Source organism: Nonomuraea polychroma (genome assembly GCF_004011505.1).
Classification (GTDB): Bacteria; Actinomycetota; Actinomycetes; order Streptosporangiales; family Streptosporangiaceae; genus Nonomuraea; species Nonomuraea polychroma.
In genome coordinates this window covers 6,472,904-6,499,589 of the sequence record NZ_SAUN01000001.1, presented here as the reverse complement: position 1 = coordinate 6,499,589, position 26,686 = coordinate 6,472,904, and the positions used below count along the sequence as shown (strand labels likewise).

The following is a 26,686-nucleotide window of genomic DNA, read 5'->3' as shown; positions in this document are numbered from 1 at the left end:
CCTGTAGAACTCCGACACGCGGATAGAGATCCGTACGAACTTTGTCCAGGGCGATTTGTAGGAACCCCACAGTGGGGATTTCGGGGGCATTACGTTAGGGCCCGCCAGGTTACGGCGCTCTCCGCGAGCCTGCCGAGGATCAGGCCGACCTGGAGCGTGAAGGCGGACCGGCCCTCGGTCGGCTGGTATCCGGTCAGCTCGGTGATCTTCTTGAGCCGGTAGCGGACGGTGTTGGGGTGGACGAACAACAGCCGCGCCGTCGCCTCCAGCGAGGTGCCCTGCTCCAGGTACGTGGCCAGCGTGTCGAGCAGCGGGGTGCCGGCGAGCGGCAGGTAGACGTTCTCGATCAGCTGCGCCCTGGCGTCGTCGTCGCCGTCGAGCGCCCGCTCGGCCAGCAGGTCCTCGGCGTGCACCGGACGGGGCGCGTCCGGCCAGCCGGCGGACGCCTTCAGCCCGGCGAGCGCGGCCCTGGCCGACCTGGCGGCCGCGTGCAGGTCGGGGACCTCAGGGCCGATCACGATGGGCCCCATGCCGAAGCGGGACACGACCTGCTTGGCCGCGGCATCGACGCTGTCGGCGCCGCCGACGATCACGATGAGGCGGTCGGCCTGCACGCCGGCGAGCAGGTCCATGCCGATGCGGCGGCCCTTCTCCCGCAGGCCGTCGATGACCGCGCGGGGGTCGCCCTCAGGGGCGTGGCCGGCGATGACGACCACGGGGGAGGAGGTCCAGCCGAGGGCGGCGGCCCACGAGTGGAGCCCGTCGTCCACCTCGCCGCGCACGAGGGCGTCCACGATCAACGCCTCCAGCCGGGCGTCCCATGAGCCCCTGGCCTCGGCCTCGCGAGCGTAGACGTGGGCGGCGGCGAAGGCGACGTCCCGGGTGTAGCGGAGCATGGCCTGCTGCAGCTGGTCCTCGCCGCCGGGGGCGGCCAGTTCGTGGGTGCGGGCCTCGACGATCTCGACCACGACCCTGACGATGTCGACGGTCTGCTGGAGCGAGATCGAGCGCTTCAGCTCGCGCGGGGCGGTGCCGAAGAATTCGATGCTGGGCGTGGGCGGGTCCTCCCCGGCGGTCGAGAACCACTCCACGAACGCCGCGATGCCGGCCTGGGCAACGAGCCCCACCCACGACCGGTCCTCGGCGCTGAGCGCGCGAAACCACGGCAACTGGTCGTCCATGCGTGCCATCGCCGCGGTGCCGAGCGAGCCCATGGCCCGCTCGAGCCTGCGCGTGGTGTCCTCCCGGGTCCGGTCTGTCACGTCTCCTAGAGTGCCAGTTCGGCCCAGGTGAATGCGACGCCGGTCAAATGACCGCGACGGCGGTGATCAGTCCGATCGCCACATGCGTCACGGCAAGCAGTCGCGCGCCTGGCTGCAACTCCTTCTCCTTGATCAGATCGCGCACCGAGATGCCGACGATCCTGTCGAAGATGAGCATCGCCACCGTCTGCACCACGATGCCGACCAGGCCGAACACCGCGGTGCCCGCCAGGCCCTCGGCGAGGCGGCCGCCGGAGGACCAGATGGAGGCGGCCACGATGAGGCCGACGGCGGCCAGGGCGGACGTGGCGAGCAGGGTGGCGTTCGGGTTGCGCTCGGAGCGGATGATCTCGCTCAGCTTGCCGGGGGTGGCCCAGTCGATCACGTAGAAGCCGACGATCATCAGGATCACGCCGACGGCGGCGTATGAGGCGATGGCACCCGCGCCGCGGGCGAGGGTTTCGAGAAGCGTCACGTCAGTTCCTATCACGTGGAGGGTGTCAGCCCGCGATGCGATGCGGGACAAAGGAGGAGGTGTCATCGGTGATCAGGCCGGTCGTCTCCCTGATGCCGAGGCCCGCGGACTCGTCGGCGACCACCCAGGCGCCGAGCACCGGCCGCTGCCCCTCGAACACGGGCAGCGCCTCGAAGCCCTGGAAGACGTAGCCCTCCTGGCCGTATCTGCCGGGCGTCTCCTGGGTGCCCTCCGGGGTGACGATCCGCATGGAGGCGCCCTCCCTGCCGAGCAGCGGCTTGGCGATGTAGGAGGTCAGCTCGCGCGGGCCGTCCAGGTAGGCGGGCAGCAGCGAGGGGTGCCCAGGATAGAGCTCCCACAGCACAGCCAGCAGCGCCTTGTTCGACAGCAGCGCCTTCCACAGCGGCTCGATCCAGGAGGAGTGCCGCACCGCGTGCCGGCCGAACTCGTCGGCCAGCATCCACTCCCACGGGTAGAGCTTGAACACCGAGCGGATCATCTGCTCGTCGAGGTCGACGAAGCACCGGTTGAGCGAGTCCCAGCCGATGTCCTCCATGGCGATGGCGACCGTCTGCAGCCCCGCCTGGTCGGCGGTCTCCTGCAGGTACGCCACCGTCATGGCCTCCTCGCCGGTCTCGTCCGCGTTGGTGAAGGAGAAGTGCACCGGACCGGGCGGCAGCCGCAGCTCGCGCCAGCGGTCGATGAGCCTCTCGTGCACCGAGTTCCACTGGTCGTCGTCGGGGAACACGTCCTGCAGCCAGAACCACTGCACGACGGACGACTCCACCAGCGAGGTGGGCGTGTCGGCGTTGTACTCCAGCAGCTTGGCCGGGCCGGTGCCGTCGTAGCGCAGGTCGAAGCGGCCGTACAGATGCGGGTCGCGGCGCTCCCACGAGCGCGCCACCTCCTCCCACGCCCACTCGGGGATGGCGAAGTCGGCGAATCGCCCGGCGGAGATCACGTGCTCGACGGCTCGCAGGCACATGCCGTGGAGCTCCTCGACCTGCTCCTCCAGCGCCTCGACCTCGTCCATCGAGAAGACGTAGTGCACGGACTCGTCCCAGTAGGGCCGGCTCAGGCCCTCGGGGTGTGCGGCCCGGTGGTAGGCCAGGCCGTGGCTCTCGATCGTCTTCTCCCAGTCGTCCCTGGGAGTGCCATGCTCACGGCGCATGTCTCAGCTCCCGCCGCTCCAGCTGTTGCCGAACCCGCCACGCTGGATCGACTTGCCGTTGCGCGAGGTGATGTTGACGTCGGAAGGCCGGTAGGTGGTGCCGCCCTCGATCCGGTTGCCGACCCTGCGGCCGCCGTAATACCAGATGTACGCCCCGCGCGAGCCACCGTAGTAATGCGTGTGGCCGTCGTCGTCCTCGCAGTAGTCGTCGTCCACCGCCTGATAGGTGCCGTCCGCAAGCTGGATGACGCAGTCCGCCGTCACCTCGTCGTCGTCCTGCACGGCGGAGCAGTATCCGACCACCATCACGGACAGGACGCCGAGGACGACCAGTGGGACGACCTTGGACGACTTGCGCGGCTGCTCTGTTGGCGCCTGCGGCGGTTTTGCCATCAACTCCTGCTTTCCTGGGCCGATCAGCCTAGCGGTGGGCCTTGCCCCTGATCAATGTGTAGTGGCCGGCGGTTGCCGTTGGCTTGGGTATGACTTAACGCATGGAACCGACTGAGGCGCTGCGCGAGATCGCCTTCCTGCTGGAGCGCGCCGGCGAGCCCACATACCGCGTGCGTGCCTTCCGTCGCGCCGCCGCGGTCGTCGCCGACCTCCCCAGGGACGAGCTCGTGCGGCTTGCCCGCACCGGCGGACTCGGCGACCTGCCCGGCATCGGGAAGGTCACCGCCCTTGTTGTGAACGAAAGCCTGGGCGGCCAGGTTCCTACGTACTTGAGAAGGATGCGGGCCACCGCCGGGGTTGAGCTGGACGCCGAGACCGCCGCCCTGCGGACCGCGCTCAAAGGTGACCTGCACAGCCACTCGGACTGGTCGGACGGCGGCTCGCCGATCGAGGAGATGGCCGAGGCGGCCATCGGGCTCGGCCACGAATACTGGGCGCTGACCGACCACTCGCCGCGGCTGACCGTCGCCAAAGGGCTGTCGGCGGAGCGGCTGGAGCGGCAGCTGGAGGTGGTCGGCAAGCTCAACGAGCGGCTGGCGCCGTTCAGGATCCTCACCGGCATCGAGGTGGACATCAACGTGGACGGATCGCTCGACCAGGAGCCCGAGCTGCTGAAGCGGCTGGACGTCGTGGTCGCCAGCGTGCACTCCAAGCTGCGCATGGGAGGGGACGACATGACGCGGCGGATGGTCACGGCGATCGCCAACCCCCTCGTGGACGTGCTCGGGCACTGCACGGGGCGCGTCGTCCAGGCCGGGGGGAAGCGGGGGGTCAAACGGCCGGAGTCTGAGTTCGATGCCGAGCTGGTCTTCGAGGCCTGCCGGCGGTTCGGGGTGGCGGTCGAGATCAACTCTCGTCCCGATCGGCTCGACCCGCCGAAGCGGCTGATGCGGCTGGCGTACGAGATGGGCTGCGTGTTCGCGATCGACTCCGACGCGCACGCACCCGGGCAACTCGACTGGCAGCGGTACGGCTGCGAGCGAGCGGCCAGGTGCGGCATCGACGCCCAGCGCATCGTCAACACCTGGCCGCTGGACCGGGTCTTGGACTGGGCCCGCGCCTAGAGCTTGTTGCCCGGGGCCTCGTGCGGGATCGGCCAGACCTCGACCGCGCCGACCGAGGCGAACGGTATCTCCGCGGCGAGGTCCAGGGCGCGCTGCTCGTCGTCGACCTCAAGCAGATACCAGCTGGCCAGGTATTCCTTGGACTCCAGGTAGGGGCCGTCGGTCACGGCGGGCAGGCCGTTGCGCACGCGCACCGTCTTGGCCTGGCCGGCGTCGGCGGTGCCGTAGGCGCCCAGCAGCTCGCCGGTCTCGGCGTACTTGCGGTTGAACGCGTCCTGCTCGACGATGTTCCGCTGCGCCTCCTCGGGCGAGAACGACTCCCACAGCTCCTGGTTGCCGTAAATGATGATCATGTACTTCATGGCGTGCCTCCTTCGGATGCTTTCGCGAGAGGGTCGGAGCCGCCGCGACGCTCTTGACATTGTCAGCGGAAATCGTCCGGCCGGAATTCTCGACGGAGGTCGTGACGGAGGTCGTGACGTAGGTCGTCGATGGAGCCGGAGGGCGAGCGCGTCGGCGGAGAAAAGGCGGATCGTTTGCCCAGGCGTGAAAGCGAAGACGCCACCGCGCGCGGTTCCGCTGCGGTGTGAGATGCGCCACACGGATGGCGGACACTGACCGAAACCGGGAGAGCCTTATGACCAGAGGGTGAGGGCGGTGTGCCGGGGCCATCGGGCGCCCGGCGATTGTCGGTGGCCCGGCGTAGCGTCACGGCTGTGAATCGTACCGACCGGCTCTACGCACTCGTCGAGGACCTGCGTGCCATCGCGCCCCGCCGCCGTTCCGCGCGGGAGCTGGCCAAGCGGTTCGAGGTCAGCGTACGCACGATCGAGCGCGACATCACCGCGCTGCAGGAGTCGGGCGTGCCGATCTACGCCGAGCCGGGCCGCAAGGGCGGCTACGCCATCGACAAGAAGATGTCCCTCCCCCCGCTCAACTTCACCCCCGCCGAGGCGGTGGCCATCGCGGTGGCCCTCAGCCAGGCCGGCGACCAGCCGTTCGGCCGGCAGGCACGCAGCGCCTTACGCAAGGTGGTCGCCGCCATGCCGGGTCCGGAGGGCGATCTGGCCAGAGAGCTCGCCCGCCGGGTGCAGCTCATGCGCCTGCCGGACGAGCCCGGCAACGAGATCCAGCCGCTGGGCGGCGAGGGCATCTCCCGGGCCATCGAGGAGGCGCTGCTGCGCCGCCGCGTGCTCAGGCTCGAATACGCCGACGCCAAGGGGGCGCTCACCTCCCGCGACGTCGAGCCCGGGGTGTTCCTGGGCGGGCGTGGCGGGTTCTGGTATCTCGTGGCGTGGTGCCGGCTGCGCGACGACGTACGCGTCTTCCGTCTCGATCGCATCGCGACCGCCATCGTCACCGCCGAGCGGTGTCCCGACCGGCCGTTGGAGGGCTTCACCGCCGACGTGCCCGAGATGGTCGTGCACGGCACTGTGCTCGATTAGTCAATCGAAAACACCGACATAGGGTTGTCGCCCGCACGTTACATCGTTGTCTTGTTCGAGAAAGCAAGGAGACAGTGATGGACAACACGGTGACGTGGTTCGAGGTCGCTACCGACGACCCGGAGGGCGCCCAGGAGTTTTACGGTGGGCTGTTCGGCTGGACGTTCGCGCGTGACGAGGGGCCGATCGACTACCGGCTGATCGGCTACCCGGGCGGCGAGCAGCCGGCGGGCGGGCTCTACAACACCAAGGGCGAGTTCCCCAACCACGCGATCTTCCACGTTCAGGTGGCCGACGTGGAGGATGCCTGCGCCAAGAGCGAGGCGCTCGGCGGAAAAGTGATCATGAAGGTGATCGACGACGGCGCGGGCACCGACTTCGCCTATCTGCGTGACACGTCCGGCAGCGTCTTCGGGATCTTCCACCGCAGGTGATGACCCGTGGCCGGGCCGGGGAACGCGCCTTCCCCGCCGACCCCGGCCTTGCCACGGGCCGCGCCGGGCCGCTTCCGGATGCCGGGAGCGGTGCCATGGAGCGGTTCACCCCCTCGCCCTGGGCACGCCGCCGCCCGCCGAGCGGCAGCGCGCCCAGGGCCATCCCACGACCGCCCGGCGGCCGGATCCGCGCGCGGGTCCGTCCCACGGGCGGATCGCTGCCGGGCTCGCGTCCCAGCAGCGCCGCACCGAGGGCTCGCCTCGGCCGCACGTGACGGGCAGGCAACTGCCCAGCCCGCCCCCATGCGGTGCCCGGTTTCCCGCACATGCCGCTTCCTGTCCGTCCCGCCCCAAAAGGGACCACCACCGAAGTACGGCGGGTGAGGGAGGGCGCTCAGGTCAGTAGCGGCGACGTGGGGAAAACGGGGCCGGCCGCTCGGAAGCGCTCTGAGATCGGGGGACGGGCGCCAGCGGTCAGAAGGCGGCTGCGGTCAGCCAGCGGTCCAGCAAGGCGCGGTCACCGTACACGGTGAGCGCGTCGGGGGAGCGCCGACCGTAGATCATGAGCAGCAACTCGCTCACCGGCCCCTGGACGGCGACATCACCTTTGGCGTGGCCTCGGGCCCATTCGATCGTCCCTGCGGGCCCCTGTGTGATCGTCCACTCGCCGTCGGCGTCGTTCGCGTGGAGGTGGATCGTGGCCCCCTCCACGCCGAGCTCGGCCAGGGGCCGGGTGACCCAGGCCGCGTACGGCAGGTTGTGCAGGAACTCCTCGATGCCGTCCACAGCGGTCGCCGCCGGGACCACCGGGTCGATGCCGAGGGCGAGCTCGGCATCGACCCGGTGGATCACCAGCTCGAACAGCATCCGCGGCGGCCACCAGGACGCCCGCTTGTCGGGCCCCCAGGTCCACACCACCATCTCGGGATCGGTCTCGCGCAACGTCCTCAGCAGCTCGCCGGCCCCGGAAAGAAGCCAGGCGGCGTCGCCGCTCTGGCCCTCGGCCAGCCCGCTGGGCACCTCACGCGACCAGATCCGCTCCTGCGCCCGGTTGCGCAGCACGTGGACCGCCCACCGATGTGTGCGGCCCACATGTGTGACCAGTTCAGCCAGCGTCCAGCCCGGGCACGTGGGCACCGGGACCGACAGGTCGCCCGCCAACTCCGCGAGGCGGGCGACCTCCGCCTCGATCTTCGGCTCGTAGTCCTTCACGTGCCCCACATTAAGCCGCCGGGCAGGTGGCCCCCTTCTGCGGCACCTTGCCGTTGATCAGGTACGCGTCCACGAGCCCCTGCACGCACTTGCTGCCCGACAGGTAGGCGCCGTGCCCCTCGCCCATGTACGTGACCAGCGTGGCGGTCCTGAGCTGGGCGGTGAGCTTGGGCGCCCACTCGTACGGCGTGGCCGGGTCGTTCTTGCCACCCACCACCACGATCGGCGCCGACCCGGTGGCGTTCACGTGCCGCGCCTGGTCGCTGCCGCTGGCCGGCCACACCCGGCACAAGCCGCCCGAGCCCTCGCTGCCGAACAGCGGCGAGATCTTCATCGCGGCCTGCTCGGTGCGCCGCAGCTGCTCCACGGTGGGCCGCTCGGCGGTGTCCACGCAGGTGATCGCCGGGAAGCTGGTCATCTGCGTGGAGTACGTGCCGTCCGGGTTACGCCCGGTGTAGGAGTCGGCCAGGTACATCAGAGCATTGCCCTTGCCCTTGAGCGCGTCGCTCAGCGCCTGCTCCAGGAACGGCCAGGTCAGCTCCGAGTACAGAGCGGCGGCCACGCCCGTGGCGCCCAGCCCCTGGGTGAGCTGACGGTTGCCGACCTTCAGCGGATCGGCCGTCAGCTCGTTCATGAGGTTCTCGACGTTGGCGTTGGCCGTGGCCTTGTCCTTGCCGAGCGCGCACGAGTTCTTGACGCAGGCCTCGAGGAAATTCTCGTACGTGTCCTGGAAGCCGCGCGTCTGGGCCAGCGTCCGCTGTTCGAACGAGACCGTCGGGTCGAGCGGCGCGTCGAGCACCATGCGGCCCACATTCTTCGGGAACAGCGTGGCGTAGACGCCGCCGAGCTGGGTCCCGTACGACATGCCGACGTAGTTGAGCTTGGTGTCGCCCAGGGCGCCGCGGATGCGGTCCATGTCGCGGGCGGCGTTCACGGTGCCGACGTACGGAAGGACCTTGCCGGAGTGTTTCTCGCAGAGTTGAGCGAACTCCTTGTTGGCCGCCTCGGTCCGCCGGTGTGTCTCCTCGTTGGGCGGCAACGTGTCCAAGGAGGTGAACCGGTCCAAATCAGCACCGGTGCCGCAGCGCACCCCGGAGCTGCGGTCGACACCGCGCGGGTCGAAGCTGATCAAGTCGTAGCGGGTCCGCAGCGTGGTGAGCGCCTTCGCGGCCTGGTCGAGCGTGTCCACCCCAGAGGCGCCTGGGCCGCCGAAGTTGAAGACCACCGACCCGAGCCGGCTGCCCGTGGCCGGCAGCTTGATCAGCGCAAGGTCGATCTTCTCGCCCTCCGGCTTGGCATAGTCCAGAGGCACCGTGAGTTTCCCGCAGCGCACCGAGGTGTCCTGGCGGGCCGGCGGCTCGCCGTCAGGGCGCTTGATGTCGGTGCATGGTCCCCATTCGATGGGGTCGAGGTTCCCGCCACCGTACTTCGTGGCGGGCTGGGCGGCGGGCACACTGGAACAGCCGGCGGCCGCCAGGAGCAGGGTGGCGGCTAGAACGCGTCGCATGGCACAAACTTCCCTCGTCTCTCGGGGGGAAGTACTGCCCACAATACGCGACGGCGCACCCAAACAGGGTGAGGCGGCACGTAACGCAGGCGCAGACCTCTCCACACCTGCGCCAGGTCGCCGGACGCGACCTGGCATGCCGCCTCACCAGGGGGTTCAGACCCCCATGGACTGGGTGTCGTTGCTCTCGGCGCCGCCGGCCTCGGTGACGCCGTTCTTGAGGTGGTAGCGGGCGATGGCCTCGCGCAGCACCTCGCCGTCCAGTTCGCCGCGCTTGACGAGCTGGGTGAGCACGGCCAGCGTGATCGAGGCCGCGTCCACGTGGAAGTGGCGGCGCAGCGCCGAGCGGGTGTCGGACAGGCCGAACCCGTCGGTGCCCAGCGAGGACCAGTCTCCCGGCACCCACTGCGCGATCTGGTCCTGCACGGCCTTCATGTAGTCGCTGACGCCCACGATCGGCCCCTGGGCCTGGGAGAGAACCTGCGTGACGTACGGGACGCGCTGCTCGGCGTCCGGGTTGAGCAGGTTGTGCTCGTCGCACGCCAGCGCCTCGCGGCGCAGCTCGGACCACGACGTCGCCGACCACACGTCGGCCGACACGCCCCAGTCCTCGGCCAGCAGCCGCTGCGCCTCCATCGCCCACGGGCCCGCCACGCCGGAGGCCAGGATGTTGGCCTTCGGCCCCTGCGTCTGCGGCCCGTCGGCGAACTTGTACAGGCCCTTGAGCAGGCCTTGCACGTCGAGGTTCGCGGGCTGGGCCGGCTGCAGGTAAGGCTCGTTGTAGACGGTCAGGTAGTAGAAGACGTCCTCGGGCTGGTCGCCGTACATCCTCCTGAGGCCGTCCTTGACGATGTGCGCCACCTCGAACGCCCAGGACGGGTCGTACGAGACCGCCGCCGGGTTGGTCGAGGCGATCAGCGGCGTGTGGCCGTCCTCGTGCTGCAGGCCCTCACCGTTGAGCGTGGTGCGGCCGGCGGTGGCGCCGAGCAGGAAGCCACGGCCCATCTGGTCGCCCATCTGCCACATCTGGTCGCCGGTGCGCTGCCAGCCGAACATCGAGTAGAAGATGTAGATCGGGATCATGTGCTCGCCGTGCGTGGCGTAGGCGGTGCCGGCCGCGATGGCCGAGGCCATCGAGCCCGACTCGCTGATGCCCTCGTGCAGGATCTGCCCCTGCACGGCCTCCTTGTACGACAGCAGCAGCTCCCTGTCGACGGCCTCGTACGTCTGGCCGTGCGGCGAGTAGATCTTCGCCGTCGGGAACATGGCGTCCAGACCGAACGTCCGGGCCTCGTCCGGGATGATCGGCACGAACCGGTGGCCGATCTCCTTGTCGCGCATGAGGTCCTTGAGCAGCCGCACGAACGCCATCGTGGTGGCCACCTGCTGCTTGCCGGAGCCCTTGGCGAAGCCGCCGTAGACGTCGTCGCCGGGCAGCTTGATCGGCTTGGCCCGCATGATCCGCTTGGGCAGCACGCCGCCGAGCGCCGCGCGGCGCTCCTTCATGTACTGGATCTCGGGGTCGTTCTCGCCCGGGTGGAAGTACGGCGGCAGGTCGCCTTCCAGGGCCGAGTCCGGGATCGGCAGGTAGAGCCGGTCGCGGAACTCCTTGAGCTCGGCCTTGGTGAGCTTCTTCATCTGGTGGGTGGCGTTGCGCGCCTCGAAGTCCTTGCCGAGCGTCCAGCCCTTGATGGTCTGGGCGAGGATCACGGTCGGCTGGCCGACGTGCTCGCGGGCCGCCTTGAACGCCGCGTAGACCTTGCGGTAGTCGTGGCCGCCGCGCGACAGCTTGCGGATGTCGTCGTCGGTCAGGTGCTCGACCATCTTGCGCAGGCGCGGGTCGGAGCCGAAGAAGTGCTCGCGGATGTAGGCGCCCGACTCGACCGAGTAGGTCTGGAACTGGCCGTCCGGCGTGGTGTTCATCTGGTTGACGAGCACGCCGTCCACGTCGGCCGCCAGCAGCGGGTCCCAGTCACGGCCCCAGACGACCTTGATCACGTTCCAGCCGGCGCCGCGGAAGTACGACTCCAGCTCCTGGATGATCTTGCCGTTGCCGCGTACCGGGCCGTCGAGCCGCTGCAGGTTGCAGTTGATCACGAACGTCAGGTTGTCGAGCTCCTCGCGGGCGGCCAGGCCGATCGCGCCGAGCGACTCGGGCTCGTCCATCTCGCCGTCGCCCAGGAACGCCCACACGTGGCTGCGGCTGGTGTCCTTGACCTGGCGGTTGAGCAGGTAGCGGTTGAACCGCGCCTGGTAGATCGCGCCGATCGGGCCCAGGCCCATGGAGACCGTGGGGAACTCCCAGAAGTCGGGCATGAGCCGCGGGTGCGGGTAGGAGGGCAGGCCGCGGAAGCCGTGGGACAGCTCCTGACGGAACGCGTCGAGCTGGGCCTCATTGAGGCGGCCCTCGAGGAAGGCGCGGGCGTAGATGCCGGGGGCGGCGTGCCCCTGGAAGAAGACCTGGTCGCCCGACTCGCCGTGATCCTTGCCGCGGAAGAAGTGGTTGAAGCCCACCTCGTAGAGCGAGGCCGCCGAGGCGTAGGTGGCGATGTGGCCACCCACGTTGGTTCGGGCGTTGGCCCTGGACACCATGATCGCCGCGTTCCAACGGATGTAGGCGCGGATGCGGCGCTCGACGTGCTCGTCACCGGGGAACCAGGGCTCGCGCTCCGGCGGGATCGTGTTGATGTAGTCGGTGCTGCGCAGGCCCGGCACGCCGACCTGATGCTCGCGGGCCCGCTCCAGCATGCGGAGCATGAGGTAGCGGGCTCTGGTGCGGCCTTCGGTCTTGACGACGTTGTCGAGAGACTCGAGCCACTCGTTGGTCTCGCTGGGGTCGACATCAGGCAGCTGGCTGGGTAGGCCGTCGCTGATGATCGAGAATCGCTGGCGTCCGGAAGCCACTGGGTCTCGCCTTCCGAGAATGACTGATGTCTGGTCTGGGTCGCCTTCCATCCTGGTCGCTAGCCGTAGAAAACGCATCTCTACTGACCGGTAACCAGAGTGTCCCTGCTGGCAGGGCCATCTCCGATGGCCTAGACCACCGATGGTAGGACGAATCGCATCAAAGGTTACATCGCCTAAGCAATTTAACAAGACGGGAAAACGAACGAAAATTTCGCCCGCGTGTCCCCGCCGTGTCCGCCCGTGCGCTGGCCCTCGTACGACGACATCCCCCGAAGCGGGGAGATCCTCACCCGCCCGGGCACGATGTGCCGCGCGAGTCTAACCGCCGGCCTCTGAGTACGGCCGCTCTGGGGTCCGTTCAAGGTGGGGAGCGGCGGACCAGGCCATGACGGTGATGCGGGAACTCGTTCAGTGCATGCGGTAGAACGGTGGCACCGGACGTCCCCGGACCGGTCCGCAACCAGACCGGTCCATATAGTGGCACCGGACGTCCCCGGACCAGTCCGCAACCAGACCGGTCCATATATACGCGAACAAGGCATCGCCGTCAGAGCGCCAGGTCGAGCAGCGCGATGTCCGGCCGCAGCCTGCGCATGATCCACACCGCCTCGTCGCCGTTCGCCGCCCACCCGACGGGTCGAACCGCAGTCGTCGTCCGCGACGTCAACCGTGAAGTAGACCGTCGGCCCGCCCGCAGCCCTGCCCCAGATCTTCGCGAGGCCGGCGTGTCCGACGGTGTTCCCGGCCAGGTGGCCCGAAACGTCACTTCTGTGCAACGTAACGTTTTGGTCATGGTTCTGACCTCCCTCGAAAGAGGGAGACAAAATTCCTCCGATCTTGGGATTCGGTCTTTTCGTAGGGCCATCCGCGTACCAGTGTGGGAGATATGAACGCGACGGTGGGCGACCGCCTCCTGGTGCACGGGAGCACCGTGGGTGAAAGGGACCATGGAGGCGAAATCGTGGAGGTCAAGGGCCCGGACGGTGAGCCTCCCTACATGGTGCGGTTCGACGACGGGCACACCGGGCTGGTGTTTCCCGGCCCTGATGCCGTGGTGGTGCATAAGTAAGATTTCCGTGTGAGATCTGAAATCATCTCTGTGGCCACGGGTTCGAGAGAGACGGTGCACGACATCACCGCCCAATGCGCCGATTTCGTGCGCGCTCAGGGCGAACGCGAGGACGGGCTGTTGCACATTTTCGTGCCGCATGCCACCGCCGGCGTCGCTCTGCTGGAGCTAGGCTCGGGCAGCGACGACGACCTCCTCGCGGCTCTGCGCGACGTCCTGCCCGCCGACGACCGCTGGCGTCATGCCCACGGCTCGCGCGGCCACGGCAGGTCGCACGTCATGCCCGCGCTGATTCCGCCCTACGCCACCATCCCGGTGCTGGGCGGGCGGATGGCGTTGGGCACCTGGCAGTCGGTGGCGCTCGTGGACCTGAACGTCGACAACCCGCAACGCCAGGTTCGGCTGTCGTTTTTGTCTGATTGATTCTGGCCGACTAGGGCCGTACCCGTGGCGACCGTTGACGACTGAGGGTCACAGCGTGTGGACTGTGCCGAAGCGATAAACCGCATAAGCGGGGCCACTCAAGCAGGAGGGATAAACGTGAGCGCGACCGCGGGTCAGGCGCAGGGCGAGCGCGGCCTGGCCGAACGACTCGGCCTCAAGCCGGGTCAGGTGGTGCAGGAGATCGGTTGGGACGAGGACGTCGACGACGAGCTCCGCGACTCCATCGAGGAACTGACCGGCAACGAACTGCTGGACGAGGAGAGCGACGACGTCGTGGACGTGGTGCTGCTGTGGTGGCGCGACGGGGACGGCGATCTCTTCGACGCTCTCAGCGACGCCATGCGAGCACTCGCCGACGGTGGCCAGATCTGGCTGCTGACTCCCAAGGCCGGGCGCGATGGCCACGTGGAGCCGAGCGACATCGGGGAGGATGCCGCCACCGCGGGTCTTTCGCAGACCAGCAGCATCTCCGCCGCACCCGACTGGTCCGGGACCAGGCTCGTGACGCCCAAGGGCCGACGGTAGCCCGTGACAGGCCGACGTTAGGGAGCCCGAGCGCCTGCCATGCGGCAGGATGATGCCCGTGAACGCACATCCTGTCGAGGTCGGCGCCCTGGCTCCGGATTTCGAGCTTCAGGACCAGCACGGCACTCCGGTGCGCCTGTCCCAGTTCCGGGGCAGGAAGGTCGTGCTGGTCTTCTATCCGCTCGCCTTCACCGGCGTGTGCAACAGCGAGCTTTCCGCGCTGCGCGATCATCCGTTCGACGACGCCCAAGTGCTGACGGTTTCCGTGGACTCGGTGTTCACGCACCGTGCGTGGGCGGAACGCGAGGGTTACACGTTTCCGCTGCTCTCTGATTTCTGGCCACACGGACAGGTCGCGCAGGCGTACGGTGTGTTCGATGAGGCGAAGGGGCTCGCTCTACGGGGGACCTTCATCATCGACGGCGAGGGCGTGATCCGGTGGTCGGTGGTCAATCCGATCTCCTCGGCACGTGACGTCGCCGACTACGTCAAGGCACTCGCCGACATTCGCTGACTTCGGAGGGAACGATGCCCTGCTACCGGTGCGGGGCCCGGCAGACGGACCCCGTCCGCGGCGCCAGCCCGTGGCAGCGCGGGGTGCGCAACGAGTCCCAGGTCCTGATCTGCCCGGACTGTCAACGGCTGCACGACCTCGAGCTCGACGCCTGCGAGACCTGCGGGTCCACGGCGCTGATCTGCCGGCTGGGTGAGGTGGAGTGCCGGTCCTGCGGGGCCGTGTGGATGGCACGTTCGGACACTCCGCTCTCCGGCTCCACGGCCCCACCGCCGCCGGGGTTGTCGGCGGAGGTGGAGGCGGCGCTCAACCGGGTGCTGGGACGCGCCTGAGCGGCTCTGTGCGCCGGTCCCACGTCCCGGAGCCCCGCGATCCGGACAGGGATCTTCGTCGCCGCGAAACGCGGGACGAAAGTCGCCCGAAACGCGGGACGAAAGGGGAACGTGGACATTTGCCCTGCGTTGACAGCACGGGAAACAGCGGTGCCGGCAGGGGGTAGGCGGACACTCCAGACATTCCAGACATCTACTGAGCTGCGCTATCGTCTCTTTCCGTGTCCGCAATGAGCACCAGCAGCAGTGGTACTACGAGCAGTGGGTTCGTTGTCGCGCTCGACGTCGGCGGCACGTCCATGAAGGGCGGCCTGGTCAGCGACTCCGGTGCGGTGCTGCTGAGCGAGCGGCGCCCCACCCCTCGAGCGGACGGCCCGGAGGCGGTCGTCACCGCCATCTCCGACTTCATCAGCCACCTGGCCGCCGCCGGCGACGGCGCCCCGGCGGGCGTGGGCTTGGCCGTGCCGGGCCTGGTGTCCGAAGACGCCGCCCTCTACGCGGCCAACCTGGGCTGGCGCGACGTCCCCGCCACGGACTTCACCACCCTGGACATCCCGGTAATGCTGGGACACGACGTCCGTACCGGCGGACTCGCCGAAAGCATCCTGGGCGCCGGTCGCGGCCTCTCCGACTTCCTCTTCCTCCCCATCGGCACCGGTATCGCGGGCGCCTCCATCATCCGCGGCGAACCGTACGGCGGCTCTTCCGGCTGGGCCGGCGAGATCGGCCACACCCCGGTCTTCCCCGACGGCGAACAGTGCGCCTGCGGCCAGTTCGGGTGCCTGGAGACGTACGCTTCGGCCGCCTCGGTGGGCCGCCGCTACAGCCAGCGGGCGGGCGTGGAAGGCGTCAAGGCCGAGCAGGTGGTCACCTCTGACGATCCCATCGCCATCGAAGTATGGGACGAGGCCGTGGAGGCCTTGTCCTTGGCCCTGGCCACGTACACATTGCTGCTCGACCCTTCGGTCATCGTCCTGGGCGGCGGCCTCGCCGAAGCCGGCCCCGCCCTCTTCGACCCTGTACGCACCCGCCTCGTCAAGCGCCTGGCCTTCCGCGAGGCGCCACCGCTGATCCCGGCCGCGCTGGGCGTGGACGCCGGCATGCTCGGCGCCGCCCTCCTGGGCTGGCGCGCCGCAGGCCGTCCCGAACTGGGCCCTGACTGGACGGTGGATGTGCGATCGGCCCCTCTGGTGTCGTAAGGTGTAGTGCCGATCAGGGGCGGTTAGCTCAGCGGTAGAGCACTCGCCTTACAAGCGAGGGGTCACTGGTTCGAACCCAGTACCGCCCACCAGAAAAAACGCCCCGTCTCCGATCTTGGAAACGGGGCGTGAGTGACAAACTGAGTGACATGCCACACGGCTATGCCTCATCAGCCCTGGGGAAGATGCGGTCCATCGCGATCGCGCCTTCTTGGATCACCGGCCGTATCTGCTGACGGTAGACCGTCTCCGTGACGACCGTGTTGGAGTGTCCGACCAGGCGCGAGATGTCCTCGATCGGGATGTCGTGATCAGAGAGCAGGGACACGAAGCTGTGTCGGAGCTCCCTTGGCGCCCAGTCCTTGCCGGCGAGCTTGGCGCTATCGAGCACCTTCCTGAAGTCACGGCGGATGTTGTGGGCGGTCATCTTCGAGCCGTTCCGAGTGGAGAACACCAGCTCGCGATCGTCATTCTGAGCTTCTTTGAGGGCCTTGAGAGCGTCCACGCAGCGTTTCGGCAGAGCCAGGCTGCGCCGGGACTTCGGGGTTTTGGTCTCGCCCTTCTTGCGCACCGAGCGCCAGACGTACAGGGCGAATTCCTTGTGGTCCCAGCCGATCTCAGCCACTGATCGCCATGCCTTGGTCGTCTCGTCGCAGGCGACCACATGACTCCAGCGAAGTGCCCGCACTTCCTCTGTTCGTGCTCCGGATAGCAGTGAGATCACGATATAGGCCCGGATGCGGGGCTGTGCGTTCTCGGCCGCCTTCAAGACAGCTTCGGCCTGGGCCAGTGTAAGCGCCTTGGAATTACGGCCCGCTCGGCCTTCCGGGACCTCGCAGAGGTCGACCACATTACGTTTGACCTTGTCACGCCGCATGGCGTTCTTGACGGAGCGGTTCAGAACGTTGTGGAGGATCTTGAGGGAACGAGTGCTGAGATCACTCGTCTTGCCCTGCAACCACTGATCCACGTCTTCGACGGAGAGATCCCGAAGCTTCCGTTTGCCCAGCTCAGGGAGAAGATGTGTCCGGGCGTACGTTCGATACATCTCGACTGTCGCGGCCTCACGTCCCGGTAGACCGTTGTCCAACCAGTAAGCCACCGCGTCGGCAACCGTGTAGTTGGTTGGCGCGATGGCCAATCCGTCCTCATGATCGCGTAGAACCTCCTTGAGCTTGGCTTTGGCTTCGGTCTTGGTTCGTCCGGCGGCTTTGCGGGTGATGCGTCGGCCTGCCGGGGTGTAGCCGATGGTGATTTCGGCGATCCATCGCTGGCGGGTTTCGCTCCAGTACAGGCCACCGTCGCCGTGTGCACGTTGTTTGGGCATCACGCAACCTGTGCTTCCTGTTCTAGGAGCTTGACGTAGTCAGCGATGGCATCAGCTGGGACGCGTCGAGCCCTCCCAGCCTTGACGCTGCGCAAACGTCCAGACCGGATCTCTTGGTACAGGTACCGTCGGGACAGGCGGAGGACGACGCCAGCCTCATCGACGTCGTACATGGCTCGCCCCGGGTACACGACGGTCTTGCCATGGGTTGGCATGGTGGTACTCCGTTCACAGTCTGAAGGTTGATCAGGCGGCGAGCGGTGTGGACGAACTGCATGCCTGCTCAAAGGCGAGTTCTTCGCGTCCGGCTCGGGTGTATTCGCGGGCTTGTGCCGCTGCCGTGTTGGCGAGGAGGGCGTCTCCGGTGGTTTTCCAGCCGCTCCCGGCGTAGGTGAGGTCGCCGATGATGAGCGTCGTTTCGTCGTCAAGGTCGGGTTGACGGTGGAATGCGTCGGGGGCGTAGTCGTTGCCGGTGTCTTGGGCGCGGCGGTAGTGGACGCGTGCGGCGCGTAGAGCGGCGAAGGTGGTGGAGTAGCGGCGGGCTTTGGTGAAGAAGTGTCCGCCGAAGCCGAGCATGTGTGCCCATCGGCGTAGGCCGTCGAATCCTGCGTGGTTGGGGTGTCCGAGGTCCCAGCAGGCGGCGATGAGTCGTTCGGTGTGGGTGCCGGTGCGGTTGGCGTGTTGCTCGATCGAGGTGTGGTCGAGTCGGCGGGAGGCGTGTCCGGTGATCTCGGTGCCTTTGGTGGCGTACTTGGCCAGGTAGGCAGCGACCATGACATCGGTGACGGGGTTGTCTCCTCGAAGAGTGAGCGGGCGTATGTCGAGCTGGTCACCCCAGGTGATAGGCCAGCCGCCGGGCTTCTCCTCGTGCTCGTCAGTGGTGAACCGGGTGACGGTGGCGGCGTGCTGGACTGCGTTTTGAAGGTCATCGACAGTGAGCCCGTCTGGTGGGGGAACGACGGCGGTAGGGTCGTCGGAATCCAGGCCATCCAGGCGCAACAGGACGTGGAAGTGGACGGCTCCACGTCGCTGGTATTCAGCGGCTTTGCCGTGGGCGATGCGGATGCGAGGCAGTCCGCGGCTGCGGGCGATGCGATTGAGATGGCGTTCCATGGTCTGCTTGGTGCGGCGCCAGAGTTCTCCGGCGTGGTTGTTCCAGACGACGTGATGATCGTGGTCGTAGCAGTCCAGGCAGAGCGGTTGCCCGATGCGTTGGTCGGCGAGCTCGTGGCGGGCGAAGCAGGCTTGCCGGATGCCGTGGGGGCAGGTGTCGATGGTTCGGCGGGCATGGCAGGGTTCTGGCCGGCACGTGCACCGGGTCTTGTCCTTGCAGGTGTGGGTGCGGACGTGCCGGGTGTGGACGGGGCCGAAGGTGGGGGCGGTGAAGGTGGCGAAGACGGCCGGGTGAGTTGAGACCGACTCGGGCGTGCCTTTGCCGCCGGTCAGCCCGGACCGAACAAGGTGGTAGGCGTCGCGGCGGTAGGTTTCGGCGCAGGAGGGGCAGACGGTGGCGCGGCGGTTTCCGCAGGCTTTGTAGATGATGCCGTCGGGCAGGGCCGAGGTGGGCAGCGTGGCCAGGATGGCGCCGGTGTGGGTGTCGACGGTGTGCATCTGGCCGTGCAGGCGGATGGGGGCAGTGCATCCGGCGGCGGACCAAACATGGTCGAGCCAGGTGAAGTAGCCGTCACCGGCGCGGGTGATTGCGCTGTCGTGGGCGAAGAGTGGGGCATCGCCGTAGCGCCGGGTGGTGTCGGTTTCGGTGTTCGCCCCCGTGCCCGGGAGGGTGAGCTGGTGCCCAGTCTTCCCGGGGACGAGAGCCAGCGTCGAAGGTGCCGACGAGCTGGGGGTCATGGGCGGCTCCCGTGGGTGCCGTCGAGGTGGTGAAGCAGGGCGGTGGCCGTGCCGGTGTCTACGCCGAGGTGTTCGGCGAGGATGGCCGGGGTGATGGGTTCTTCGCTGCGTTGCCGGTGGGCGAAGACGGCCATGCGAGCGCCCTGGAGGAGTTCGTCAGGGATGGAGGCGACAGGTTCGATCGCAGGAGCCTCGATGCGAGGGACTTCCGCTGTCACGGTGGTGATTGCCGGGTTGGCTCGCTCTTCGGTAGTGGTGTTGTGGTCACCGATGCGTTCGCTGGCCGGGGTGCTGGAGAGGGCAAGTTTGGTGAGGGCGAGGAAGGCGAGCGCGGGGACGGCGCTGAGGAGCCATCCGCTGGGGCTGGGTTTGGCGACCGCGAGTTGTGCGGCGATGGACAGCGCGGCGGCGGCGATGAGGACGACCATCGGGTAGATGACGGAGCCGCCGTTGCGTTTGCGTCGGCGGATCTCCAGGCCGGCGGCGGTGGGGGTGAGTTCGGAGATGATGGCGTTGGCCCAGCCGAACCAGTCGCCGGTGCCGGCGGGGACGTGTTGCATGGTCCAGTCGTGGACGTGAGTAAAGGAGGCGAGGCCGGCCATGCCGCCGATAACGAGCAGGATGAGGATTTGCACGGCGGATTCGATGCGTTCAGCTCGGTTAGACGGTGAGGACATGATGGGTTTCCTCGCTGTCGAGGTGGATGGGAACGAGTGATTGATGGCACTGACTGCAGGTGAAAGAGGCAGTGGCCAGTAGAGATGCGGCGATGCTGGTGACTCGGTTGCAGCCGCAGGTGGCGGACACGAGGGTGATCTCGTGCGGCATGGTGATGTCTGCGGGGCTCGTGTCCTGGCCGGGGTGGTCCCAGCCGGTGACGCGGGGTGTGACGCCGCACAGAGGGCAGCTGCGTGATGCTCCGCCGCGTCGTTTGAGGGAGCGTTCGAGGTTGCGTCCGCCGTCCCAGATGCGGGCGACGACGAAGCCGATTCCAGCGGCGGTGACGACTTCCATCAGGCGGGCACCGCTGCCGTTGCGGTGCTGGTGAAGTCGGCGGTTCAGGTCGCCGGGGGTCCAGCCGATGTAGTGGCGTGCGTGTTTGTAAGGCCGGTCGAAGTGCAGGAGATAGACGGTTCCGCTGGCGCTCATGCGGTCTCACCGCCCCAGCGCTGTTGCGCGGCTTGGCGGGTGATGGCTAACGGCCGGGCGATGTCGGCCCAGGAGTAGCCCTGTGCGCGTAGGCCGGTGACGGCGCGGGCGATGGTGTCGTCAAGGTCGTCGATGAGGGCGATGACGTCGGCGAGTGCTTCGACGTCGCCGGAGGCGATACGACGGCCGTAGGCGCGAATGGCGCGCCGGAGGAACGCGGCGTACTGGTCGTTTTCGACGACGCGTCGTGGGCTGTCGGGTGTCAAGGATGGCTTGTCGGTGCAGTCGGCTTTGGGCATGCCGGACTGGCTGCAGGTAGGCTGCATAGATCCACGTCCTTCGCTTTGAGGTGGAGTCGTGGGGATGCAGGGGCCGGGAACGCTGTAGGAGGCAAGTCCGGCCCCTGTATGGGTTCAGGCGCTGCGCGTCAGGCTGGTGATGAGTAGCTGCGCGATATGCTCGACGCACGGCGGGCAGTACGTGTGGACTCTCGACTTGGGATGGTCGGGAATGAGCCAGCCATTGATGGTGCCGATGGTGTGGCGACAGTGACAGCGGTCACATTCGAAGATCCACCGCAGGAGGTCCGGGGTGCCGTTACGGCGAAATCGTTTGTGGATCACCAGGGGTGTTCCTTCCAGTTCGTGACCAGCTCGCCACGAGGTCAGGCAGCGAGTTGGTGTGTGGACAAGGGTGAGCCGTTGCGGCCGTTACGGCGGATGGCGACGGCGTAGTCAGCAATGTGCGCGATGTCGCTGTCAGTGAGGTAAGCGACCTTGATCTTTCGGGGGGTGCCGCCTTCGGCGATGAGGTAGCACACGCCCTGGCTGGTCGGCAGGATGTCGGTGGCGCTGTAGCCGGAGCCGGACCAGCCGTCGCCGAGGATGATGTCGCTGGAGCCGGAAGAGGTGCAGCGGAACGCGGCGCGGTAGCCGAACAGGTCGCGCATCGATTTGGGGATGATGTCGACGCTGGGGCGTTGGGTGGCGGCGACGACGATGATGCCGGCGGCTCGGCCGCGTGCGACCAGGTCGCGCAGGAGAGCGATGAATTCGCGTTGCTGGCGCTCATCGCCCACGGTGGCCGAGAAGTAGGCGATCTCATCGATGATGACGACGATGACGTTGACGTCGTCGTACTGGTCGATCTTGCGGCGGCGGCGGGCAGTCAGCCACGTGTAGCGGTTGTTCATCACCTGCTGGAGACGGCGCAGGGTGATGATGGCTTCGTCGATGTCGGGGCCGACGAACTTGTCAGCGGCGGGGGCGAGCATGCCGAGCTCGACTTGTTTGCCGTCCAGGAGGACGAGCCGGGTGCGGTCGCACAGGGCGGCGTGGCAGCCGATGCATTGGACCAGGCCGGACTTTCCGCCGCCCGGTTCACCGGCGGCGAGGATGTTGCGGTAGATGAGCGGCAGGTAGACCGGCCGGCGCATCTCGTCGATCCCGATGAAGATCGGGTCATACATCGACAGCATCGGCCCTATCGGCACCCTCGCACTGGTGGGCGCGTCGGTGATGGTCATGAGCGTGTCTCTTTCTGCGAGCCTGGCGTACCGGAGGACGGCCGGGCCGGGGAAGTGCTCGGCCGCCCACGCATGGGTGTGATGGGTTGGTGCAGCGGGAAGCGGCTGCGTCAGTCGATGTAGTCGCTGATGTCTTCCGCGCCGCGTGCGGCCGGGACCGTGACGGCCGCCCGAGCAGGAGCAGGCTTGTTGCCGTTGTCGGTCCGGCCGTTCTTGGTGGTGTTCTTGGGTGTGTCGGTGACGGACGCTTCGGTGACGTCGTCCAGGTCCAGCCCGCCGGTTCCGGTGTCGAGGACGAGTGTTGACGGCTGGTTGATCGTGTCGTCCGCCGCGTTGATCTCGTCGGTGAGCGGGGAGACGACGCGTCCGGTGAGGGCGTCGCGTCGGCTGATGTCGACCCGCACGAGGGCGGAGTTGGATTGCGAGGCGCGCTCGACGGTGACTTTGTCGGCCCAGCAGGCGGCAGCGATCTGTTCGAGTCGGCCCTCCAGGTCCGACATGGCCAGGCCGGGGCGAAGCCACAGCCAGACGGATTCGCCCACCAGGGTGGGACGTGCCCATAGGACGAACGGCAGCGAGGCGCGGTTGTTGCCGATGATGAAGGCGGCGAAGCAGGTTCGTAGACGGTGCCGGGAGATGACGCACCAGGCCACTTTCATGACCTGGCGGCGGACCACAGGGAGCGCGAACGGCAGCGCGAGCGTGCCGATGACCGTCAAGCGGATGGCCAGGGTGGTGTGCTGGGCCAGGATCATGAAGCCGTAGACGAGGCCGGCGGCGGCGTGGATTTCCGGCAGCCACCAGACGATGACCCGCAGCACGGGCCAGATGGCGATCACGGCGGCGATGGGCAGAGCTACCAGTGCGCCGATGGCGCCGCCGAGGATGAGAGCGATGATGGGGTGCCAGTGGTCGGCCAGGATGGTGGCGGCCAGCAGGCCGGCCACGACGGAGACCACCCAGAAGGCGATTTTGGCGTTGCGGGTGTAGGACCGGGACACGTGGTCCTCGATCACCGTGACCGAGCCACGGCGGCCGGAGTCTCGCCGGGACGGCGTGCGGCGGCTATTCTTGGCCATGGGTCGACTTCCTTCCACGAGGGATGTCGGTTTTGGAGTGATTGCGGCGGGGCCGGATCTGGGCAGATTGGCGGCCCCGCGCATTTTTCTGTGATCAGCGGCTTTCGCCAGCGGTTGGCTGGGAGTCGGAATCGGTCTCCTGTGCCTGTTGTGTGAGCATGACGTCGTAGGCGTCTCGCACCGATTGCGGTTCACCGTTCGGCCAAATGCCTGGCTTACCCGGGTGGTAAATGTGAGATCGGTACGCCATTGCTGGTCCCTCCTCTGCCAGGACCGTGTCGGTTTGGAGTGATTGCGGCGGGGCCGGATCAGGGCAGATTGGCGACCCCGCGCGCTTCCAGGTTGGACGGTCGGTCAGGTCCAAGGCTTGAGCAGCCTGTCGAGTTCCGACGTGGTGACGTCGCCCTTGAGGTCACGTGCGCGCTCGCGCAGCGTCTTTTCCGCTGTGGGGTGGATTTCGTAGTGCGACGCCTGAATCAGCCACTTCTGGGCCAGACCTTTGAGCACGATTCTCTCGTTTTTGCTCATCTCGATCGTTCTCTCTGTGATGAGGAGAAGATGGATAGGCCATTGGGCCTGGGTGTGATGCATCCGAATCCGTTTCGGCGTGGCATCACGGAGCGGACACCTCGGGTGAACTGTGAGCGTCTGGAGCTAGGTCAGGCGGACTTGACCGACGAAACCGTCGCTGCCTTGATCTCCTGCGCGCGAAACGCAACGCCGCTGCGCCCGTTGGTCGACCACGGCAGGGCCTCCAGCTTGGAGAGAGTGACGACCTGACCCACCTTCACCTCGGGCCGGACACCGGCCGTAGTGATGGTGATGACCTCGCCACCGTCGTCGTCCAGGATGAACACCTGCGTCGACCACATCGGCCGGCCCGTGTCGCGCTCGGCCTTCTGGCGACCGGTCTGATCGGTCTTCTCGACCGCTCCCTTCGACACCGTCACCTGCTTGTTGCTCGTGTCCACGTAGAGCTTCATGGAGCCCTTCCCTTCGATCTTGGGCGCACCGCCTCTCGATGCGATCCCGCTCTCTAGGCGTCTACTCGTCTAGAGGAGTATGGCTACCTGTATAGAGGAGTCGAAGGGAGGTGTCAACTAATGCGCGGGAAGTTCGTACGACAAAACGTAGGCGTCTGCCGCCATGATCGTGTCGCAAACCTCCACAGCCCGCCCATTCAGGTCATAAGCAGTGCGAATCAGGCGAAACACCGGCACTCCGGGCGCAAGTCTCAGAAGCCGTGTCTCCTCCTGGGTAGGCATCCGGGAATGCACATCTTCCGTGAACCGCTCCAGGGTGTGTCCGAGATCCTCAAGACGTCCGTAAATTCCACCCGGCCCGGGATTCGGCTCTTCTATCGGTGTGCCTCGCGCAATATCCACCGGAAGATAAGAGATCGCTGTCTCTACAGGCTTCCCGTTGAGCGAGTACCGGCGACTCCTAGCTGTGGTCACCTCACCGCTACGCAGCCGCAACCGCTCCGCGATCTCCGGGGGAGGCGTCACTTCCTGCACGGAGATCATGTCAACATCCGCTTTCGCGCCGACCTGACTCGATTCGGCAAGGAACGCAGCTTTACCCTCTTTGCGATGACGTCGAGCAAACCGGTCCGAGGCAAGTCGTCTCACCATTGGGCGGGTTCGGACGTAAACGCCACGCCCATGCTCCGAAACGATCAGGCCTTCGGTCTGCAAAGCTTGGAGCGCGTTCCTCACCGTCATGCGTGCCACACCGTAGTGCTCCATCAGCCTGGCTTCCGAGGGAAGCTTGTCACCCTCGCTCAGCCGTCCGCGCTCAATCGCATCACGAAGTTGATCAGCGATCTGTCGGAATACGGCACGGTCACTGGTCGGATCCACAGATCCAAGGCCCACCATCTCCGTGCCCACCGCAACTCCTCAACTCGTACAGACGTCTACTAGTGTCTAGGATACGCTTGGAGGTCAACATGAACGATGGCCAGCAGAAACACTCAGTCAGCGTCGCTGGCGTCGTCGTCGATCCTGCCGGCCGTGCGCTCCTTATCCGACGACGGGACAACTCCCACTGGGAACCGCCAGGCGGAGTTCTGGAGCTCGGTGAGTCCATCCAGGACGGTCTCCGTCGTGAGGTCAAGGAAGAGACTGGCCTTGACGTCGAACCAATCGCCCTGACTGGTGTCTACAAGAACATGGCCCGTGGCATCGTGGCCCTCGTCTTCCGTTGCGTCAAGACCGGAGGCGAGCTGACGAACAACGATGAGGTGAGCGGGTTCCTGTGGGCCACCCCTGAAGAAGTGATATCCATGGCCGACGAAGCTTTCGCTGTCCGCGTGCTTGACGCCCTTCACGACGGCAAGCCCGCCGTACGTCAACACAACGGGATCACAGTCTTCTGACGAGGTCGACCGGCACCGCAGCGCGGTCAGCTGACAGCAGGAACGACCCGGACACGGGATCCGGCATCCACGGTCGCGGACAGCACAAGCTGGTTGTCGCCGAGTGCGTAGGCCAGCAGAGACCGTCGCTGTCGCGCCATGACACCAGGAGACTGTGACCATTCCTGGTCCATGGCCCTGTCCTCCAAAGGCTGCCGTGCCGGACCTGAGTACTGCCAGTCAGTCTCCTTCAGCAGGTCCCACAGCCGAGTCTGCCGCTGCTCCCAATCGTCGTCGATCTCCTGCAGAGCCCGGCGTCCGAGCATGCGACGCACCTGCCGTCGTTTCAGCCGGTGGATGTCGAGCCACAGATAGGTCCACTCCCTCTCCGCTTGCACCAACTCTCCGACGGAGCGGCCCCGCTGCGGCTCCGCAACCGTTCTGGCCCGCTCCACGATGAGATCCGTCAGCTCGGTTCCGAAGAAGTACAGGTAATGCCTGGATCCGCTCGTGCACGTGTATGGGGTGAACAGCCATTCGCTGGGTGCCAGCCTACGGCTCAGTTGTCTGCGTCGCCGTTGATCCCAGCACCACGGGAGAATGGGGCGGGCGTCGGCGATTTGCTCATCCAGCTCTGCCAGGCGGGTGGCCCGCCATGCGGCGACGACCGCGGGCTCCTTCAGGCGTCGCCGGGTGAACTCCTCCAGCTCACGATCCACTTCGGCTACTGGTAGGGCGCCTTGACCACAGCCGGGGTCGGCGCAGGAATAGGAGAAGCTCGCGGCATACCAGCCCTTGTCTTCCTGGGCTACAACCAGCGTCGTGCCGCATAGTGCACATCGCAGAACTCCCTCTCCGACATGCGCGACGCCGCGCGTGTCGGCCTCCGTATTGCTCTTCCGCCAGTTCCGCAGGCTCTTCGCGGCCTCGCGCGCCGTTAATTCAAGATCCGCAGTCATGGTGCCGCTTCCCTTCCGGTCCGGCCGTGCTGGCAGCGTACAGCCGATCATGGAACCGGTCATGGGACGTCAGCAGTGCCGGGCGGAGCTCGGGGCAGCAGCAGACGCGGGTGGCTGGCCTAGGGTGGCGGAGAGGATCTTGGTCCACCCGCAGCAAAATCACCGCGCTGCCTGAGCTCACCTGATCTCACCGCGATCTCACCACGTGTCTCACCGCGCATCTGTGAGAAGTTTCTGTACGTCTTCAAGGCGGCCCCGAGGGGGCCGCACGCGCCGCCGTCTCGGCAACGCCGCCGCCTCCCGCTGGCGCTCCCGGCGGACGGCTAAGAGCGCGCCGGACGGCTGGCGCGGACGAGTGGAAGGGGGCCGCCGTGCGACGGTACAGACTGATCACAGGGGGCGCACTTCTCGGGTCACGGAGCCG

At 67.2% G+C, this 26,686-nt stretch carries 31 protein-coding genes and 1 tRNA gene; 11 read left to right on the top strand and 21 right to left on the bottom strand.

Annotated features, from left to right (window positions below):
• Window positions 1-89 precede the first annotated feature (89 nt).
• The 4 genes from EDD27_RS29655 to EDD27_RS29640 form a co-directional block, all read right to left on the bottom strand.
• A complete protein-coding gene (locus EDD27_RS29655; RefSeq protein WP_127941044.1) occupies window positions 90-1,214 on the bottom strand; it encodes a PucR family transcriptional regulator in 1,125 nt (374 codons plus the stop codon).
• Between the two features lie 91 nt (window positions 1,215-1,305).
• Entirely contained in the window at window positions 1,306-1,737 is a 432-nt protein-coding gene (locus EDD27_RS29650; RefSeq protein WP_127935303.1) for a DUF350 domain-containing protein, read from the bottom strand.
• A gap of 25 nt (window positions 1,738-1,762) precedes the next feature.
• Window positions 1,763-2,908, bottom strand: coding sequence for a glutathionylspermidine synthase family protein (locus EDD27_RS29645; protein ID WP_127935302.1), 1,146 nt, complete (start codon window positions 2,906-2,908; stop codon window positions 1,763-1,765).
• A gap of 3 nt (window positions 2,909-2,911) precedes the next feature.
• Window positions 2,912-3,301, bottom strand: coding sequence for a hypothetical protein (locus tag EDD27_RS29640; protein WP_127935301.1), 390 nt, complete (start codon window positions 3,299-3,301; stop codon window positions 2,912-2,914).
• A 101-nt stretch (window positions 3,302-3,402) separates the two neighbouring features.
• On the opposite strand from EDD27_RS29640, the gene EDD27_RS29635 reads away from it, so the two are divergent.
• Entirely contained in the window at window positions 3,403-4,425 is a 1,023-nt protein-coding gene (locus EDD27_RS29635) for a PHP domain-containing protein (RefSeq protein ID WP_127935300.1), read from the top strand.
• Here EDD27_RS29635 and EDD27_RS29630 read toward each other — a convergent pair.
• On the bottom strand, window positions 4,422-4,787 hold the full coding sequence (locus tag EDD27_RS29630; protein ID WP_127935299.1) for a YciI family protein: 366 nt from the start codon (window positions 4,785-4,787) through the stop codon (window positions 4,422-4,424). The two genes, EDD27_RS29635 and EDD27_RS29630, sit on opposite strands and share 4 nt — an antisense overlap.
• Before the next feature lie 354 nt (window positions 4,788-5,141).
• On the opposite strand from EDD27_RS29630, the gene EDD27_RS29625 reads away from it, so the two are divergent.
• Window positions 5,142-5,870 carry a helix-turn-helix transcriptional regulator gene (locus tag EDD27_RS29625; protein WP_127935298.1) on the top strand — a complete coding sequence of 243 codons (729 nt, stop codon included), beginning with the start codon at window positions 5,142-5,144 and terminating at the stop codon, window positions 5,868-5,870.
• Window positions 5,871-5,947: 77 nt separating this feature from the next.
• A complete protein-coding gene (locus EDD27_RS29620) occupies window positions 5,948-6,304 on the top strand; it encodes a VOC family protein (RefSeq protein ID WP_127935297.1) in 357 nt (118 codons plus the stop codon).
• A gap of 474 nt (window positions 6,305-6,778) precedes the next feature.
• Here EDD27_RS29620 and EDD27_RS29615 read toward each other — a convergent pair whose 3' ends face one another.
• From EDD27_RS29615 to aceE, 3 genes are all read right to left on the bottom strand, one after another.
• Window positions 6,779-7,516: a maleylpyruvate isomerase family mycothiol-dependent enzyme gene (locus EDD27_RS29615; protein WP_164903839.1), complete on the bottom strand. Its 738-nt coding sequence runs from the start codon at window positions 7,514-7,516 to the stop codon at window positions 6,779-6,781.
• A gap of 10 nt (window positions 7,517-7,526) precedes the next feature.
• On the bottom strand, window positions 7,527-9,023 hold the full coding sequence (locus tag EDD27_RS29610; RefSeq protein ID WP_127935295.1) for an alpha/beta hydrolase: 1,497 nt from the start codon (window positions 9,021-9,023) through the stop codon (window positions 7,527-7,529).
• A 156-nt stretch (window positions 9,024-9,179) separates the two neighbouring features.
• Complete coding sequence (gene aceE / locus EDD27_RS29605) at window positions 9,180-11,927, bottom strand: pyruvate dehydrogenase (acetyl-transferring), homodimeric type (protein ID WP_127935294.1); 2,748 nt, start codon at window positions 11,925-11,927, stop codon at window positions 9,180-9,182.
• A gap of 889 nt (window positions 11,928-12,816) precedes the next feature.
• Between aceE and EDD27_RS29600 the strand changes: the two genes are divergently transcribed.
• From EDD27_RS29600 to EDD27_RS29570, 7 genes are all read left to right on the top strand, one after another.
• Window positions 12,817-12,999, top strand: coding sequence for a DUF1918 domain-containing protein (locus EDD27_RS29600; RefSeq protein ID WP_127935293.1), 183 nt, complete (start codon window positions 12,817-12,819; stop codon window positions 12,997-12,999).
• A 9-nt stretch (window positions 13,000-13,008) separates the two neighbouring features.
• On the top strand, window positions 13,009-13,422 hold the full coding sequence (locus EDD27_RS29595) for a secondary thiamine-phosphate synthase enzyme YjbQ (RefSeq protein WP_127935292.1): 414 nt from the start codon (window positions 13,009-13,011) through the stop codon (window positions 13,420-13,422).
• 117 nt (window positions 13,423-13,539) lie between these two features.
• Complete coding sequence (locus tag EDD27_RS29590) at window positions 13,540-13,968, top strand: DUF3052 domain-containing protein (protein WP_127935291.1); 429 nt, start codon at window positions 13,540-13,542, stop codon at window positions 13,966-13,968.
• Window positions 13,969-14,020: 52 nt separating this feature from the next.
• Window positions 14,021-14,482: a peroxiredoxin gene (locus tag EDD27_RS29585; protein ID WP_127941043.1), complete on the top strand. Its 462-nt coding sequence runs from the start codon at window positions 14,021-14,023 to the stop codon at window positions 14,480-14,482.
• A 14-nt stretch (window positions 14,483-14,496) separates the two neighbouring features.
• Window positions 14,497-14,814 (top strand): hypothetical protein, encoded by a 318-nt coding sequence (locus EDD27_RS29580; protein ID WP_127935290.1) that lies wholly within the window; start codon window positions 14,497-14,499, stop codon window positions 14,812-14,814.
• Window positions 14,815-15,044: 230 nt separating this feature from the next.
• Window positions 15,045-16,013, top strand: a complete 969-nt coding sequence (locus EDD27_RS29575; protein WP_127941042.1) for an ROK family protein — start codon at window positions 15,045-15,047, stop codon at window positions 16,011-16,013.
• A gap of 17 nt (window positions 16,014-16,030) precedes the next feature.
• Window positions 16,031-16,105: transfer RNA gene (locus EDD27_RS29570), tRNA-Val, on the top strand.
• A gap of 68 nt (window positions 16,106-16,173) precedes the next feature.
• Here the strand turns inward: EDD27_RS29570 and EDD27_RS29565 are convergent.
• The 12 genes from EDD27_RS29565 to EDD27_RS29515 form a co-directional block, all read right to left on the bottom strand.
• The gene (locus EDD27_RS29565) at window positions 16,174-17,340 is read right to left on the bottom strand and encodes a tyrosine-type recombinase/integrase (RefSeq protein ID WP_127935289.1); all 1,167 of its coding nucleotides are present in this window, start codon (window positions 17,338-17,340) and stop codon (window positions 16,174-16,176) included.
• Entirely contained in the window at window positions 17,340-17,513 is a 174-nt protein-coding gene (locus EDD27_RS29560) for a helix-turn-helix domain-containing protein (RefSeq protein ID WP_164903838.1), read from the bottom strand. The genes EDD27_RS29565 and EDD27_RS29560 overlap by 1 nt, the downstream gene beginning before the upstream one ends.
• Before the next feature lie 73 nt (window positions 17,514-17,586).
• Window positions 17,587-19,191 (bottom strand): replication initiator, encoded by a 1,605-nt coding sequence (locus EDD27_RS29555; RefSeq protein ID WP_206641713.1) that lies wholly within the window; start codon window positions 19,189-19,191, stop codon window positions 17,587-17,589.
• Window positions 19,188-19,826 (bottom strand): hypothetical protein, encoded by a 639-nt coding sequence (locus EDD27_RS55845; RefSeq protein ID WP_206641712.1) that lies wholly within the window; start codon window positions 19,824-19,826, stop codon window positions 19,188-19,190. Before EDD27_RS55845 ends, EDD27_RS29555 begins: the two co-directional genes overlap by 4 nt.
• A gap of 25 nt (window positions 19,827-19,851) precedes the next feature.
• Window positions 19,852-20,340, bottom strand: coding sequence for a GIY-YIG nuclease family protein (locus tag EDD27_RS55840; RefSeq protein ID WP_206641711.1), 489 nt, complete (start codon window positions 20,338-20,340; stop codon window positions 19,852-19,854).
• Window positions 20,337-20,639 (bottom strand): hypothetical protein, encoded by a 303-nt coding sequence (locus tag EDD27_RS29540; RefSeq protein ID WP_127935287.1) that lies wholly within the window; start codon window positions 20,637-20,639, stop codon window positions 20,337-20,339. The genes EDD27_RS55840 and EDD27_RS29540 overlap by 4 nt, the downstream gene beginning before the upstream one ends.
• Before the next feature lie 114 nt (window positions 20,640-20,753).
• Entirely contained in the window at window positions 20,754-20,963 is a 210-nt protein-coding gene (locus EDD27_RS29535) for a hypothetical protein (protein WP_127935286.1), read from the bottom strand.
• Window positions 20,964-21,004: 41 nt separating this feature from the next.
• Complete coding sequence (locus tag EDD27_RS29530; protein ID WP_127935285.1) at window positions 21,005-21,865, bottom strand: FtsK/SpoIIIE domain-containing protein; 861 nt, start codon at window positions 21,863-21,865, stop codon at window positions 21,005-21,007.
• Between the two features lie 110 nt (window positions 21,866-21,975).
• Complete coding sequence (locus EDD27_RS29525) at window positions 21,976-22,944, bottom strand: hypothetical protein (RefSeq protein WP_127935284.1); 969 nt, start codon at window positions 22,942-22,944, stop codon at window positions 21,976-21,978.
• A 354-nt stretch (window positions 22,945-23,298) separates the two neighbouring features.
• Window positions 23,299-23,472 carry a hypothetical protein gene (locus EDD27_RS54625; RefSeq protein ID WP_164903837.1) on the bottom strand — a complete coding sequence of 58 codons (174 nt, stop codon included), beginning with the start codon at window positions 23,470-23,472 and terminating at the stop codon, window positions 23,299-23,301.
• A gap of 131 nt (window positions 23,473-23,603) precedes the next feature.
• Entirely contained in the window at window positions 23,604-23,915 is a 312-nt protein-coding gene (locus EDD27_RS29520; RefSeq protein ID WP_206641710.1) for a hypothetical protein, read from the bottom strand.
• A 129-nt stretch (window positions 23,916-24,044) separates the two neighbouring features.
• Window positions 24,045-24,836, bottom strand: a complete 792-nt coding sequence (locus tag EDD27_RS29515) for a GntR family transcriptional regulator (RefSeq protein WP_241564325.1) — start codon at window positions 24,834-24,836, stop codon at window positions 24,045-24,047.
• A gap of 59 nt (window positions 24,837-24,895) precedes the next feature.
• Here EDD27_RS29515 and EDD27_RS29510 point away from each other — a divergent pair, with 59 nt between their 5' ends.
• Window positions 24,896-25,324 carry an NUDIX hydrolase gene (locus EDD27_RS29510; protein ID WP_127935282.1) on the top strand — a complete coding sequence of 143 codons (429 nt, stop codon included), beginning with the start codon at window positions 24,896-24,898 and terminating at the stop codon, window positions 25,322-25,324.
• A gap of 26 nt (window positions 25,325-25,350) precedes the next feature.
• Here the strand turns inward: EDD27_RS29510 and EDD27_RS29505 are convergent, their stop codons facing one another.
• Window positions 25,351-26,262: a hypothetical protein gene (locus tag EDD27_RS29505; protein ID WP_127935281.1), complete on the bottom strand. Its 912-nt coding sequence runs from the start codon at window positions 26,260-26,262 to the stop codon at window positions 25,351-25,353.
• Window positions 26,263-26,686: the final 424 nt, after the last annotated feature.